Origin of the sequence: Synechococcus sp. MW101C3, from assembly GCF_002252635.1 — a bacterium.
Taxonomy (GTDB): domain Bacteria; phylum Cyanobacteriota; class Cyanobacteriia; order PCC-6307; family Cyanobiaceae; genus MW101C3.
In genome coordinates this window covers 52573-66497 of the sequence record NZ_NQKX01000008.1, presented here as the reverse complement: position 1 = coordinate 66497, position 13925 = coordinate 52573, and the positions used below count along the sequence as shown (strand labels likewise).

General features: G+C 66.5%; 12 protein-coding genes. 10 read left to right on the top strand and 2 right to left on the bottom strand.

The genetic code is table 11. The annotated features are described in order from the left end of the window. Window positions 1–105 precede the first annotated feature (105 nt). Window positions 106–2274 (top strand): glycine--tRNA ligase subunit beta, encoded by a 2169-nt coding sequence (glyS, locus tag CJZ80_RS11240; protein WP_094513113.1) that lies wholly within the window; start codon window positions 106–108, stop codon window positions 2272–2274. A gap of 84 nt (window positions 2275–2358) precedes the next feature. On the opposite strand, the gene chlP is transcribed toward glyS, so the two are convergent. Further along, complete coding sequence (gene chlP, locus CJZ80_RS11235; RefSeq protein ID WP_094513112.1) at window positions 2359–3759, bottom strand: geranylgeranyl reductase; 1401 nt, start codon at window positions 3757–3759, stop codon at window positions 2359–2361. Window positions 3760–3887: 128 nt separating this feature from the next. Between chlP and CJZ80_RS11230 the strand changes: the two genes are divergently transcribed. From CJZ80_RS11230 to CJZ80_RS15830, 8 genes are all read left to right on the top strand, one after another. Then, complete coding sequence (locus CJZ80_RS11230; RefSeq protein ID WP_094513111.1) at window positions 3888–4631, top strand: D-alanyl-D-alanine carboxypeptidase family protein; 744 nt, start codon at window positions 3888–3890, stop codon at window positions 4629–4631. A gap of 61 nt (window positions 4632–4692) precedes the next feature. Beyond that, window positions 4693–6501: a translational GTPase TypA gene (gene typA / locus CJZ80_RS11225; RefSeq protein WP_094513110.1), complete on the top strand. Its 1809-nt coding sequence runs from the start codon at window positions 4693–4695 to the stop codon at window positions 6499–6501. An 8-nt stretch (window positions 6502–6509) separates the two neighbouring features. Continuing rightward, a complete protein-coding gene (locus CJZ80_RS11220) occupies window positions 6510–6905 on the top strand; it encodes a DUF309 domain-containing protein (RefSeq protein ID WP_094513451.1) in 396 nt (131 codons plus the stop codon). A gap of 142 nt (window positions 6906–7047) precedes the next feature. Continuing rightward, window positions 7048–7554, top strand: coding sequence for a hypothetical protein (locus CJZ80_RS11215; RefSeq protein WP_094513109.1), 507 nt, complete (start codon window positions 7048–7050; stop codon window positions 7552–7554). Next, window positions 7551–8279, top strand: a complete 729-nt coding sequence (gene lptB, locus CJZ80_RS11210) for an LPS export ABC transporter ATP-binding protein (protein WP_094513108.1) — start codon at window positions 7551–7553, stop codon at window positions 8277–8279. Before CJZ80_RS11215 ends, lptB begins: the two co-directional genes overlap by 4 nt. Before the next feature lie 20 nt (window positions 8280–8299). Then, entirely contained in the window at window positions 8300–9475 is a 1176-nt protein-coding gene (locus tag CJZ80_RS11205; RefSeq protein ID WP_094513107.1) for an LptF/LptG family permease, read from the top strand. A 54-nt stretch (window positions 9476–9529) separates the two neighbouring features. Continuing rightward, window positions 9530–10462: a c-type cytochrome biogenesis protein CcsB gene (gene ccsB, locus CJZ80_RS11200; protein WP_094513106.1), complete on the top strand. Its 933-nt coding sequence runs from the start codon at window positions 9530–9532 to the stop codon at window positions 10460–10462. A gap of 55 nt (window positions 10463–10517) precedes the next feature. Then, window positions 10518–12020 carry a glycosyltransferase family 39 protein gene (locus CJZ80_RS15830; RefSeq protein ID WP_094513105.1) on the top strand — a complete coding sequence of 501 codons (1503 nt, stop codon included), beginning with the start codon at window positions 10518–10520 and terminating at the stop codon, window positions 12018–12020. Window positions 12021–12048: 28 nt separating this feature from the next. Here the strand turns inward: CJZ80_RS15830 and rpe are convergent, their stop codons facing one another. Next, window positions 12049–12732 (bottom strand): ribulose-phosphate 3-epimerase, encoded by a 684-nt coding sequence (gene rpe / locus CJZ80_RS11190; protein WP_094513104.1) that lies wholly within the window; start codon window positions 12730–12732, stop codon window positions 12049–12051. A 186-nt stretch (window positions 12733–12918) separates the two neighbouring features. Here rpe and glpX point away from each other — a divergent pair, with 186 nt between their 5' ends. Continuing rightward, window positions 12919–13923 carry a class II fructose-bisphosphatase gene (gene glpX, locus CJZ80_RS11185; protein WP_094513103.1) on the top strand — a complete coding sequence of 335 codons (1005 nt, stop codon included), beginning with the start codon at window positions 12919–12921 and terminating at the stop codon, window positions 13921–13923. Window positions 13924–13925: the final 2 nt, after the last annotated feature.

Below are 13925 nucleotides of genomic sequence, written 5' to 3'. Positions count from 1 at the left end.
GTTGGGGGTCACGGTCACGTTGGTGCTACCAGGTTGTTTGAAGGTAGCGAAGCAGCCGCGTCGTCACTGGCGTTCAATACAGTCGGTGGCTGTTGAGACACTTGCGTGGCCACGTTCCTGCTGGAGATCGGCACCGAGGAACTGCCGGCGGATTTCGCCCGGATGGCCCTCCCTCAATTGGAGCAGCAGGTGCGCCAGGCACTGAGCGCGCACAAGCTGCCGCTGGAGTCGCTGTGGTGCAGCAGCACGCCCCGCCGCCTCGCCGTGTGCGTGAGTGGCCTGCCGGAGCGCCAGGCCGATCAGGAAGAGGAGCGCAAGGGCCCACCGGCGGAGCAGGCCTTCGTGAACGGGGAGCCGGCTCCCGCCGCCATCGGCTTCGCCCGGCGCTGCGGCGTGGCCGCCAGCGAACTTGAAGTCCGCCAGACCCCGAAAGGGCCGTTCGTCTTCGCCCGCCTGCGGCAGCAGGGGCAGCCCACCTTCGAGCTGCTGAGCGGCCTGATTCCCGGCTGGATCGATGCCCTGCAGGGAAGGCGCTTCATGCGCTGGGGCCAGGGAGACAGTCGCTTCAGCCGGCCGGTGCGCTGGCTGGTGGCCCTGCTTGATGAGCGGGTGATTCCCGTGCAGTTGCCGGCTACCGATCCCTGCATCCAGAGCGGCCGCCTCAGCCGCGGCCACCGACTCGTGCAGTCGGAGGTGTCGATCACGGCGGCGTGCACCTACAGGCAGGAGCTGGCCGCCGCCGGGGTACAGGTCGACCGCCAGCTGCGCGCCCAGTGGATCCGTCAGCAGCTGGAGGCGGCAGCCACCGCCGCCGGCGCCCGGCCCGATCTGCCGGAGGCGCTCTTCGAGGAGCTGGTCGATCTGGTGGAGAGCCCCTCGCTGATTGAAGGCAGCATCGATGCGCACTTCCTTGCCCTGCCCCCCGAGGTGCTGAGCACGGTGATGCGTTCCCACCAGCGCTATGTGCCACTGGAGCCTGTGGGCGCCCAGGCGGATGTTCTGGCGCTCTCGGCCCGGTCCTTACTGCTGCCCAGGTTTCTCTGCATCGGCAACGGCCTGGAGGCGGCGGCCTCAACAGTGCGCCGGGGGAACGAGCGGGTGCTGCGGGCGCGGCTGGCCGATGCCGCCTTCTTCCTGGACGCAGACCGCCGGGTGAGCAGTCACAGCCGCCTCAGTCAGTTGGAGCGGGTCACGTTTGCTGAAGGCCTGGGCAGCCTGAAACAGCGCGCCGAACGAATCTGCTGGCTCACCAACACCCTGTTGGAGGCACTGGCGTTAGCGGACGACGACGCCGAAACCGCCCGCTGCGCCGCCGAACTCTGCAAGCACGATCTGGTCAGCCAGATGGTGGGCGAATTCCCGGAACTGCAGGGGGTGATCGGGGCGAAGTACGTGCTGGAGGAAGGCAAATCGCGCGGCGTGGCCCTGGCTGTGCTGGAGCACTACCTGCCGCGTGGTGCCGGCGATCGCCTGCCCAGCTCCGCTGCCGGAGCGGTGGTAGCGATGGCGGAGCGCCTGGAGCTGCTGCTCAGCATCTACGCCAAAGGGGAGCGGCCGAGCGGGTCTTCCGATCCCTACGGGCTGCGGCGGGCCGCCAACGGGCTGCTGCAGGTGCTCCACGCCCAGGGTTGGCGCCTTGATCTGAACGCTCTGCTGCAGGGCGCCACGGCGCACTGGCAGGCGCTGCTGCCAGGCCTTGGGGTGGATTCCGTCGCCCTGTCACTGGAGCTGCAGGAGTTTCTGCGCCAGCGGCTGGTGGCCCAGCTGGAGGAGGAAGGCTTCGATGCTGACCTGGTAAGGGCGGTGGCGGGTGCCACGGTCCAAGGGGAACGCCTGCTGCGCCAACCCATCGACGCCTGGGAGCGGACCCAGGTGTTGGCGGACCTTCGGGCGAGCGGCGCCCTCAAGGAGGTTCAGGCCGTGGTGCAGCGTGCGGCGCGGCTGGCGCAGCACAGCGAGCTCAGCGGCCAGGTGCTACGGGCTGATGGCGTGGTGGAGCCAGCCCGCTTCACTGCCAGCAGCGAAGCGCAACTGCTGGCAGTGGTGCAGGACATTGAGCCGCTGGCCTGCGGAGAGGCCGGCAGCATCGACTACAGCGGTCTCGCCGCAGCCCTCGGCCAGGGTGCGGGAGCGCTGGCGGCCTTCTTCGATGGCGAAACGAGCGTGATGGTGATGTGCGACGACATCGCCGTGCGCACCAACCGGCTGAATCTGCTGGCGGTCCTCACCAATCAGTCAGAGGTGCTCGCCGATTTCAGTGCCCTTGATGGGTGATCGGCGCTGCCTGTCAACGACAAAGGACCGCCAAGACTCCCCCTGGATTTGGGCAGAGCCCCAGTGAGGCGCTGAGGAGTCAGTTCAGTGACCCATCAGGGCAGGTTCCCGTTCCTCGGCTTCGGTCACGACGGACCCTGCCTCCGATGGGGTGGGGGCGATGTCGGCGGCCAGCCCCTCAGCCTGACGAGGCTGCAAGGAACCGGTGGCGGCGAAGAGCTCCATCTCTGCCTGGGTGCGGACAGCGCTCTTCACCGGCTGGTAGCCGGCGGGGGCCAGCGCCTGGCCGCGAAGCACGGAGCCGAGGGTGAGCAGGGTGAGCTTGATCTGCTGCCACGGGTTCATCATCACCACCCGCTTGTAGAGGTAGCTGTCGAAGGTGAGACGCTGCACATCTTTGTCATCGCACATTTCAACGAAGGCCTCGCGGGCAGCGTCGTTGCGATAGAAGATGTTTTGCAGAAGCTCAAGAACTTTGTAGGTGGCACCGTATTTGCGGTCCCACTTCTTGATGTAGACCTTGAGATCTTTTTCGGTGGGAATCGTTGCTCCAGAGCTGCTGGCTGCCACGATCTGTTCGGCGCACATGCGGCCACTCTTGGCGGCGAAATAGATTCCTTCACCGGAACTCTTGGTCACGTAGCCGGCGGCATCGCCCACCAAGGCCATGCGACCCACCACCCGACGCGGGCGGGGATGCTCAGGGATCGGGTGAGCTTCCACCTTGATCACCTCACCATTGAGCAGGCGGGCGGAGGCCCGTTCCCGAATGCCCTTCTGGAGCCCCTTGATCAAGGCCTGGTTGACCTGCATGGTGCCGGTTCCAACGGCCACGTGGTCGAACTTGGGGAAGACCCAGGCGTAGAAGTCCGGGGACACATCGGTGCCCACATACATTTCTGCGAGGTCTTCGTAGTAGGACATCTCCTCCTTGGGAAGACGGATGCGCTCCTGAAAGGCAATGGCGACGTTGTAGTCGCCAGCATCCATCGCCTTGGCAACGCGGCTGTTGGCCCCATCGGCGCCGACGATCAGATCCACTTCGAGAGTCTTGATCTCACCGGTAGGGCCACCGGAGGAATAATCGGCATACTTGAGGGTATAAGGGCCCTGGCGGTTCTTGCCGGTGTCGATGCTCTGAACCAGCCCGTTGACGAGGTGGGTGCCAAGCTCGGCGGCCCGATTGCGCAGGAAGCCATCAAGCACTTCGCGGCGGCACATGCCGATGTATTCATCGGCGTTGTCCAGATGGATATCCACCTCACGATTGGAGGGCGAGATCATCTTCATGTTGCGCACCTTGCGGTCGATGATCGACTCCGGCAGGTCGAATTCATCAACCATGCAGAGCGGAATCGCACCACCGCAGGGCTTGGCATTATCAAGCTTTCGCTCAAACAACCAGGTTTCGATGCCCGCCTTGGCGAGGACCTCCGCAGCACAGGAACCGCTTGGGCCGCCACCCACCACTGCGACTCGCAACATCTTGAAACCTGCTCCGCTGGAACGATCCTGGGCTGGAAGCTAACACTCCTGTTCCGGCTTTTGAGGCGCTGAAGGGCCTGGCCCCTACGATTGTTTCAAGCTTGTAGCCCCGTCCTTTGCCCCCGCGAATGTCCGCGCGTCATCAGGGCGACGACATCCCGGTGGCTCAGCGCTCGCTGCGCCCCGGACCACCCCGGGGACGATCGCTGCGCGCGGTGCTCGGCACCGTGATGGTGCTGGTGGTGGGCGGTGGCGCGCTGGGTTTTCGCTTCCGCGAGCCGCTGGTCCAGTTGCTCACCCCTCCCCCCGTCCCCGGGATCGATGCACGGCTGGGCAGCGATGGGCGGCTGCTGGGCCACTTCCCCTATGCGGAAGCGCCGACGGACCAGCTCACCAACGTGTCGCCGGGCCTGATGCTGCATACAGAGGCTGCCGTCGAGCTGCTCGCCATGCAGCGGGAAGCGGCCGCCGATGGGGTGGATCTGCGCTTGCTGAGCGGTTTCCGCTCAGTGGATCTGCAGCAGCAGATTTTCTTTGGTGTCAAATCGGAGCGCAACCAGAGCGCCGAGGAGCGCGCCCAGGTGAGCGCCCCACCGGGTTTTTCCGAGCACAGCACCGGCTACGCCGTCGATCTCGGCGATGGCGGCCGGCCCGCCGCCAACCTGAGTGTCGACTTCGAGCGCACTCCCGCCTTCCGCTGGCTGCAGGAGAATGCCAACCGCTACCACTTCAAACTCTCGTTTCCGCGCGGCAATGCCCAGGGCGTGACCTACGAGCCATGGCACTGGCGCTTCGAGGGATCAGCGGAGGCGCTGCGGATGTTCGAACCGGCCCGACAGCTGCAGGGATCTGAGCGGAGCGGGCTGGGATAGGGTGAAGGTTCATTGCAACCGGTAGTGGTTGCGTCAGAAAGGATTGAAGGAGAGATCACGCATGAGCGCCGCTTCCCAGAGCGCACCGATTCGCAATATCGCGATCATCGCCCACGTTGACCACGGCAAGACCACGCTCGTGGATGCCCTGCTTCAGCAGTCGGGGATCTTCCGGGACGGCGAGGCTGTGCCCACCTGCGTGATGGACTCGAACGACCTGGAGCGCGAGCGCGGCATCACGATCCTCTCCAAGAACACCGCGGTTGATTACGCCGGCGTACGCATCAACATCGTCGATACCCCCGGACACGCCGATTTCGGCGGCGAGGTGGAGCGGGTGCTCGGCATGGTGGATGGTGCCCTGCTGATCGTGGACGCCAACGAGGGGCCCATGCCCCAGACCCGCTTCGTGCTCAAGAAGGCGCTCGAGCAGGGCCTGCGGCCGATCGTGTTCGTCAACAAGATTGACCGCGCCCGCGTCGACCCGGAACAGGCGGTCGACAAGGTGCTGGATCTGTTCCTGGAGCTCGGCGCCGACGACGACCAGTGCGACTTCACCTACCTGTTCGGCAGCGGCATGGGGGGCTACGCCAAGCCCGACATGGCCACCGAAAGCGAAACGATGAAGCCGCTCTTCGACGCCATCCTGCGCCATGTGCCGCCGCCGGTCGGAGACCCTGAAAAGCCCCTGCAGATGCAGGTCACCACGCTCGACTACTCCGACTTCCTGGGTCGGATCATGATCGGCCGCATCCACAACGGCACCATCAAGGCCGGCCAGAGCGCCGCACTGATCCGCGACGACGGCAGCATCAAGCGCGGCCGGATCAGCAAGCTGCTCGGCTTCCAGGGCCTGCAGCGGGTGGAGATTGAGCAGGCCAGCGCCGGCGATCTGGTGGCCGTGGCGGGCTTCGATGAAGTGAACATCGGCGAAACGATCGCCTGCCCCGATCACCCCGAAGCGCTGCCCTTGATCCGGGTGGATGAACCAACCCTCCAGATGACCTTCGTGGTCAACGATTCCCCCTTCGCCGGCAAGGAAGGCAAGTTCGTCACCAGCCGCCAGCTGCGTGACCGCCTTCAGAAGGAGCTGCTCACCAACGTGGCGCTGCGGGTGGAGGACACCGACTCCCCTGATCGCTTCTCCGTGAGCGGCCGTGGTGAGCTGCACCTGGGCATCCTGATCGAAACCATGCGCCGCGAAGGCTATGAGTTCCAGGTGTCCCAGCCGCAGGTGATTTTCCGCACGATCGACGGCACACCGTGCGAGCCGGTGGAAACCCTGGTGATGGACGTTCCCGAAGATGCGGTGGGCTCCTGCATCGAGAAGCTCGGCACCCGCAAGGGCGAGATGCAGAACATGGAAACCGGCAACGACGGCCGCACCCAGCTGGAATTCGTGGTGCCGGCCCGCGGCCTGATCGGTTTCCGTGGTGAGTTCGTGCGCGCCACCCGCGGCGAAGGAATCATGAGCCACTCCTTCTTCGAATACCGCCCCATGCAGGGGGATTTCGATGCCCGCCGGAACGGCGTACTGGTGGCTTTCGAAGAAGGCACCGCCACCTTCTACGCGCTCAAGGGCGCGGAGGATCGGGGCCAGTTCTTCATCACGCCTGGCACCAAGGTCTACAAGGGCATGATCGTGGGCGAACACAACCGGCCGCCCGATCTTGAGCTGAACGTCTGCAAGGCCAAGCAGGTCACCAACATCCGCTCGGCTGGCGCTGAAGTGCTCGACACGCTTCAATCCCCGATCCAGATGACGCTTGAGCGCGCGCTTGAGTACATCGGGCCGGACGAAATGCTGGAAGTGACCCCGGAATCGATCCGGCTGCGCAAGCTGCCAGTGAAGAAGGCCGCCAAGCGATGAGCCAGGGGATGGCGTCCCGCCACCCCGGCCCAGTGCCCCCCGCCGACGACCTGACCGCAGACCCCCGTCTGCAGATGGCCGCAGGGCTGTTCAACGCGGGTGAGTGGTACGCCTGTCACGACGTGTTCGAGGAGATCTGGCACGAAACCCAGGGGCCCGACCGAGCCGCGCTTCAGGGATTTCTGCAGATCGCCGTGGCCCACCTGCATCTGCAGCGCGGCAACCAGCGTGGAGCCACGCTGCTGCTGGGTGAAGGGCTGGGCCGGCTGGCACCGTTTCCGGCCGACGCCCTCGGCTTCAACCTCACCCTGCTGCGCGCCCGGGTGGCTGACCGGCTGCACTGTCTGCAACAGGGGAATGACCCAGGGGCCCTCCCCCTGCCAGTGTTGACGCCAGCTGCCTGACCCGCAGACCCCCTGCCGCGAAGCTCGCTCCCTGAGACGGATGCGGGACTCCCACGCCCGCCCCCTTCCTGCCCCTGCCGGAACCATGCCTGAGATGCACCGACGCCGTCGCCCCCCCCTCGCTACCGCAGGGGCGGCACTAATGCTCGCGCTCTGGAGCCTCCATTCCCCCCTGGCGCGGGCGCTGCCGCTGGGGTCGCAGGTGCCCGAAGCGCCCCAGTTGCCGCGGCCGGCGGGCGCCGCACCGGGGGCCCCGATGCCCACCTCGACGTCAGCCCCTGAAGGAACGGTGCTCACGCCGCAGGCACCGATCACGCCCACCGGCCTGGTGACGATCGAATCGGACACGCAGCGCGCTGACAACAGCACCGGCATCGTGACCGCCACCGGCAACGTGAGGATTCTTTACCCCGATCGGCGCCTGGCCGCCACCGCCCGCCAGGCCCAGTACTTCACCCGGGAGGGGCGCATCGTGCTCACCGGCGATGTGGACGTGGTGCAGGAAGGCGGCAACCTGCTGCGCGCCGAACGGGTGGTCTACCTGGTGGACACCGAACGGGTGCTGGCCCAACCCACCGATGGCAAGCAGGTGTTCAGCCAGCTAAGGATCCAGCAGAACGCTCAGCCTGCTGGGCCAGCAGTGCCATGAGCCTTGTGTTGGAAGGGGTGGCCCTGAGCATCGGAGGCCGCCCCCTGGTCAAGGGGGTGACCCTCGCCCTGGAGCCCGGCGAAGTGGTCGGCCTGCTGGGCCCCAACGGCGCCGGCAAGACCACCACCTTCAACCTCGTCACCGGCTTGCTCAAACCGGATCGGGGCCGGGTCGTGCTCGATGGGAAGCGGGTGGAGCGGCTGGCCATGCCGGAGCGTGCCCGTCTGGGCATCGGCTACCTGCCCCAGGAGCCGAGCGTTTTCCGGCAGCTGAGCGTGCGCCAGAACCTGCAGCTCGCCCTGCAACAGAGCGGCGCTCCGGTGGCGGGGCGGCGGGAGCGCGTCGAGCAGTTGGTAGAGGAGTTCCACCTGACCAACTTTCAGCACCGCCGTGGCTTCCAGCTGTCTGGAGGAGAGCGGCGCCGCTGCGAAGTGGCGCGCGCCCTGGCGGTGGGCGAAGCGGGCCCGCGCTACCTGCTGCTGGATGAACCCTTCGCCGGCGTCGATCCGCTCGCCGTTGCCGACCTCCAGACCCTGATCGGCACTCTGCGGGATCGCAACATGGGTCTGCTGATCACCGATCACAACGTCCGGGAGACCCTCTCCATCACCGACCGCGCCTACATCCTCACGGAAGGCAGCCTGCTGGCCTCCGGGCCTTCGGCTGAGGTGGCCAGCAACCCGCTTGTGCGCCAGCACTACCTGGGGGAGGGCTTCCAGCTGTGACACTTGCTCATGAATCCGTGATGGCGCCCAAGCGGCTGCTGCGCCCCGTACTGCTGCTCTGGGAGCGCCTGCCGCTGATGGACCGTTGGCTGAGCGGTGAACTACTCGGCCCGCTGCTGTTCGGCGTGGCGGCCTTCACCACGGTGTCCCTGTCGGTGGGGGTGGTGTTCGAGCTGGTGCGCCGGGTGGCGGAATCGGGCTTGCCGGTGACGGCGGCGATGCAGGTGCTGGGCCTGCGCCTGCCGGGATTCCTGGTGCTGTCGTTTCCGATGGCCACCTTGATGGCCACACTGCTGGCCTACAGCAGGCTGTCGGGCAACAGTGAGCTCACGGCTCTGCGCAGCATCGGCGTGAGCACCAGCCGCATGGTGATGCCGGCCCTGGGCGTGGCGCTGCTGATGAGCCTGCTCACCTTCACGTTCAACGACCTGATCGTGCCCGCTGCCAACCTCCAGGCGGCCGACACACTCAACGAGGCCCTGGGCAGGTCGGTGGCCACGGAGAAGGGCAGCAACATCATTTACTCACGCTTCAGCCTGCGGCCCGCCAAGGATGATTCCGGCGCCGACCGCTACCTCTCTCAGCTCTTCTATGCGCGCAGGTTCGAGAAAGGGGAGATGCAGGATGTGACGGTGCTCGATTTCACCCGCGAGAACGGCACCCAGATCCTGCAGGCCAAGCAGGGAATCTGGAACGCGGAGCAGGGCATGTGGGAATTCAGGGACGGCCAGGTGGTGCTGGTGGGAGGGGCTGAGGGCTCCACCACATCCGCCAGGTTCGACCGCTACCTCTATCCGCTCGATCAGGGGCCGCTGAAACTGGCTGCCCTGCCCAAAGATGCCGCCAGCATGTCCGTGGCCGAAGCCCTGCGGGCCGAGCAGTTGCTCAGAGAGGCCGGCGACCAGAAGGAGGCCCGCCGGATGCGGGTGCGCATTCAGGAGAAATTCGCCTTCCCCACCATCTGCCTGGTGTTCGGGCTGATCGGCAGCAGCCTGGGCGTGCGCCCGGATGCCCGCACCAGCCGCAGCCAGGGGTTCGGCATCAGCGTCCTGCTGATTTTCTCCTACTACCTGATGTCCTTCATCTTCAGTTCGCTGGGGGTGAAGGGCACCCTGGCCCCCTTCCTGGCAGCCTGGATGCCGGTGTTCATCGGTCTGGCGGGTGGCCTTGTGCTGCTCCGACAGGCCAGCCGCTGATCTCCCTGCCCGCCAGGCAGACTGACCCAACCGCTTCTGGGAATCGTGCTTTCTGTGACCGATCCGGTTCTGACCCTCGCCCTGATCGCCTTCGGCCTGCTGCTGGTCGCTCTGCCGCTGGCCTTCTGGAGTTTGAGCGGCGGCCGTTCGAGCACGGTGGTGCGCCTGCTGGTGGCCGGCGCCAACGTGAGCCTCACCGCCCAACTCACACTGCGCTGGTGGGAATCGGGACACTTCCCGATCAGCAATCTCTACGAATCGCTCTGCTTCCTGGCCTGGGCCTGCACGCTCACCCAGCTGCTGGTGGAGCGCTCCTGGGCTTCCCCGCTGGTGGCGGCGGCAGCGACACCAATGGGTCTTGGCTGTGTGGCCTTTGCCAGCTTCGCCCTGCCCGACCGCCTGCAGGCGGCCTCCCCACTGGTGCCGGCCCTCCGCTCCAGCTGGTTGGTGATGCATGTGAGCGTGATCATGGTGAGCTACGCCGCCTTGCTGGTGGGTTCACTCCTATCGGTGGCCGTGCTGTTCACCGAGCGGGGCCGCCAGCTGGAGCTGCGCAGCAGTTCGATCGGCAGCGGCGGCTTCCGCCGCGCCCAGCTGGCCGCGGTGCCGGGGGGCGGCGAGGCCAGCAGCGGCCAGGGCCTGGAGCTGAGCAGCGTGGCCATCGGCGTGAGCGAACAGCTCGACAGCCTCAGCTACCGCACGATCACGGTGGGCTTCCTGCTGCTCTCGGTCGGTCTGGTGAGCGGCGCCGTGTGGGCCAATGAGGCCTGGGGCAGCTGGTGGAGCTGGGACCCGAAGGAAACCTGGGCCCTGATCTGCTGGCTCGTCTATGCCGCCTATCTGCACACCCGGCTAAGCCGCGGCTGGCAGGGCAGGCGACCGGCCCTGGTGGCCTCTGCCGGGCTGGTGGTGATCGTCGTCTGCTACATCGGCGTGAACCTGCTGGGCATCGGCCTGCACAGCTACGGCTGGTTCCTCGGTGACTGAGTCTCAGCCTTTTCGGCGGCCAAGAACGCTCCCCCCAGCGCTCCTGCTGCCCCTGGTGCTGCTCGGCGGGTTGGTGGTTCGGCTGGCACTGGCCATGGTGCTGCCGCCCGGCTACGACGAGGCCTATTACCTCTTCTACGGCCGCCATCCGGCCCTGAGCTACTTCGACCATCCCGCCGCGGTGGGGCTATGGGCCTGGGTGGGAACCCGGCTCGGCGGTTCAATTCTGGCTCTGCGGCTGCCTTCCCTGCTGAGCTACACCCTTGCACTCGCCCTGCTAATCGGCGCGACCGAGCGCTGGTTCGGCCGGCGCGCGGCCCTGCTCAGCGCCGTGCTGGGCAGCGTCGCTCCGGTCCTGTTCCTCTGCGGCGGCCTGCTGTTGCTGCCGGACAGCCCCCTGGTGCTGGCCCTCGCGGCCCTGCTCTGGTGGCTGTCACGACACCCCCGGGTGGTGCCCGTTTCACCCCGGGAGGCGATCGTCCTCGGTGTTCTGCTGGGGTTGGTCACCCTTGGCAAGTACCAGGGCCTGCTGTTGTTGCTCTCCCTGCTGGCCTGGTGCCTGGCCAACGGGGAACGCCGGCGCCACTTCCGCAGCTTCTGGCCCGGCCTGGCCCTGCTGGTCTGGCTGCTGGTGTCGGCGCCGCTTTGGCTCTGGAACCTCAACAACGGCTGGGTCACCTTCCTGTTCCAGGGTGGCCGGATCGGCGCAGGGGGGGGCTATGACCTGGCGGCCCCGCCCCTGTTTCTCCTCTCCCAACTGGTGCTGCTCTTCCCCACGGTCGGGGTGGTGCTGCTGGTGGCGTTGCGGCCCCGATCCCGCCGTGATGGCGCCGCCGTTTACCGGCAGCTTCTGCGCTGGCTGGTGGTGCCGCAACTGGTGGTCTTCCTTTTGCTTGCTGGTCGCATGCAGGTGCTCTCCAGCTGGTTGGTGCCGGCCTGGTGGATGCTGCTGCCGCTGGCAGGAGACTGGCTGGCCGGGCCCCACGATCGGCGGTGGCGGGGCTGGATCGTGGCGGGAGCCTGGGGCACGGCCCTGATCTTGCCAGCGCTGCTGCTCACCCTGGCCCTACAGGTGCGCTGGGGAGTGCTCGACGCCTGGTTGCCCCCGGGGCTCGACCCCTCGACCCAGTTGATGCCTGCCGACAGCCTGCGGAGGGACCTCCGCCGCAACCCCGTCGTCTGGAAGGCCCTGCAAGAAGCCAGCCTGATCGCCGGCAACCGCTACGACCTGCCGGGCTTTCTGGCTCTGGCGCTGGGTTCGCAGCTGAATGCCGACTACACCACCTTCAACAACGATTCCAGGGGATTCGCCTGGTGGCAACCGCCCACTGGCTACCGGGGTGCCAGTGGGGTGCTGTTCGGCATCGTGGATCCCGGCAATCCCCTGGTGCGAGAAGCCTGGCTGCCTCAGCTGGGGAAGGTGGAGCCCCTGGGGACCGTTGAGATTCACCGCGCTGGCCGCCCGGCTTTGCAGTTGGAATTCAGCCGTTTTGGCCCCTTGCCCAGCCCTTGGCCCCGTCGTTACGGTCCCAATTCGGCACCGGAGAGGCTCCCGTAACGGCTTCCATACCGGCCCTCAAGAAGCGTCAGACCAGCACGGTCTCGGTCCGGCGGCTATGGCGAATGCCGGCGATCGCTTCGCGGTAATCAGGCGCGTTGAACACGGCCGAACCGGCCACGATCGCGTTGGCACCGGCTTCCACCACCTGCCAGGTGTTGTTGGCCTTGAGACCGCCATCCACTTCGATCCAGGGATCGAGGCCCCGCTCGTCGCACATACGTCGCAGGCGGCGTACCTTTTCCACGGCTGAGGGGATGAAGCTCTGGCCGCCGAAGCCGGGGTTCACGCTCATGATCAGCACCAGGTCACAGAGCTCGAGGCAGTACTCGAGGGTTTCCAGCGGTGTGCCGGGGTTGAGCACCGCACCGGCCTTCTTGCCCAGATCCTTGATCTGGCCGAGGTTGCGGTGGAGGTGAGGGCAGGCTTCCACCTGTACATAGATGTGATCGGCGCCCGCCTTGGCGAAATCGCCCACATAACGCTCGGGCTCCACGATCATCAGGTGCACATCGAGCGGTTTCTGCGTGACGGGGCGCAGGGCTTCGACGATCAGTGGGCCGATGGTGATGTTGGGGACGAAGCGTCCGTCCATCACATCCACATGGATCCAATCGGCCCCCGCCTCGTCAACGGCCCGCACTTCGTCGCCGAGACGGGCAAAATCTGCAGACAGGATCGACGGGGCGATCACCAGAGGCTTGGTGCTCATGGCTGGGGCCACCGGGGCAAGAGATCCACACCATTGTAGGAAGAGGCCGGTACCGGCCCCCCAGCCGCTGGCCGCCCCATGGGGCGCTGATACAGTCGCCACGGCCAGAGACCGAAACAAACCTGCTGCAGCTGGTCTGCCGGTTCTTGCTTCGGCACCGCCGCTCCCTCCCCCTGCCGGACTTTTGTGGATCGCACCCTCATTCAGGAACTGCTTGAAGTCGTCGAGCAGGCCGCCATCGCCTCTGCGCACCTGACCGGCCTCGGCAAGAAAGATGAAGCCGACGCTGCTGCCGTGGAGGCCATGCGCCTGCGGATGGGCAGCATCGCCATGCAGGGCCGGATCGTGATCGGCGAAGGGGAGCGCGACGAAGCCCCGATGCTCTACATCGGCGAGGAAGTGGGCAGCGGCACCGGTCCCGGCGTGGATTTCGCCGTCGACCCCTGCGAAGGCACCAACCTCTGCGCCAACGCCCAAGACGGCTCGATGGCCGTGCTGGCCGCTTCCGACCGCGGTGGCCTTTTCAATGCGCCCGACTTCTACATGAAGAAGCTGGCGGCACCGCCGGCCGCCAAAGGCAAGGTGGACATCCGCAAGAGCGCCACGGAAAACATCGCCATCCTCAGCGAGTGCCTCGGCCTGCCCGCCAACGAGCTGGTGATCGTGGTGATGGACCGCGCCCGCCACAAGGATCTGATTGCCGAGATCCGCGCCACCGGCGCCCGGGTGAAGCCCATCAGCGACGGTGACGTGCAGGCGGCCATCGCCTGTGGCTTCTCCGGCACCGGCACCCATTGCCTGATGGGCATCGGCGCTGCTCCGGAAGGGGTGATCTCCGCTGCAGCCCTGCGCTGCCTGGGTGGCCACTTCCAGGGTCAGCTCGTGTATGACCCCGCGGTCGCCCAGACCTCCGAGTGGGCCGATTACACCAAGGAAGGCAACATCGCTCGCCTCAATGAAATGGGCATCACCGACATCGACAAGGTGTACGAGGCCGAGGAGTTGGCCTCCGGCGAAAACGTGGTCTTCGCAGGCAGCGGCATCACCGATGGCCTGCTGTTCAAGGGCGTCAAGTTCGAGCGCGACTGCACCCGCACCAGCAGCCTGATCATTTCCTCGCTCGATTCCAGCGCCCGCTTCACGGACACCATCCACATCAAGCCCGGCGCTCAAAGCGTCGCGCTGCGCTGAGT

What these genes read in the sequence shown, in the direction of transcription:
- chlP (WP_094513112.1), bottom strand. Translation starts at nt 3,759, where the DNA reads ATGTTGCGAGTCGCAGTGGTGGGTGGCGGCCCAAGCGGTTCCTGTGCT.
- CJZ80_RS11230 (WP_094513111.1), top strand. Translation starts at nt 3,888, where the DNA reads ATGTCCGCGCGTCATCAGGGCGACGACATCCCGGTGGCTCAGCGCTCG.
- typA (WP_094513110.1), top strand. Translation starts at nt 4,693, where the DNA reads ATGAGCGCCGCTTCCCAGAGCGCACCGATTCGCAATATCGCGATCATC.
- CJZ80_RS11220 (WP_094513451.1), top strand. Translation starts at nt 6,510, where the DNA reads ATGGCGTCCCGCCACCCCGGCCCAGTGCCCCCCGCCGACGACCTGACC.
- CJZ80_RS11215 (WP_094513109.1), top strand. Translation starts at nt 7,048, where the DNA reads ATGCTCGCGCTCTGGAGCCTCCATTCCCCCCTGGCGCGGGCGCTGCCG.
- lptB (WP_094513108.1), top strand. Translation starts at nt 7,551, where the DNA reads ATGAGCCTTGTGTTGGAAGGGGTGGCCCTGAGCATCGGAGGCCGCCCC.
- CJZ80_RS11205 (WP_094513107.1), top strand. Translation starts at nt 8,300, where the DNA reads ATGGCGCCCAAGCGGCTGCTGCGCCCCGTACTGCTGCTCTGGGAGCGC.
- rpe (WP_094513104.1), bottom strand. Translation starts at nt 12,732, where the DNA reads ATGAGCACCAAGCCTCTGGTGATCGCCCCGTCGATCCTGTCTGCAGAT.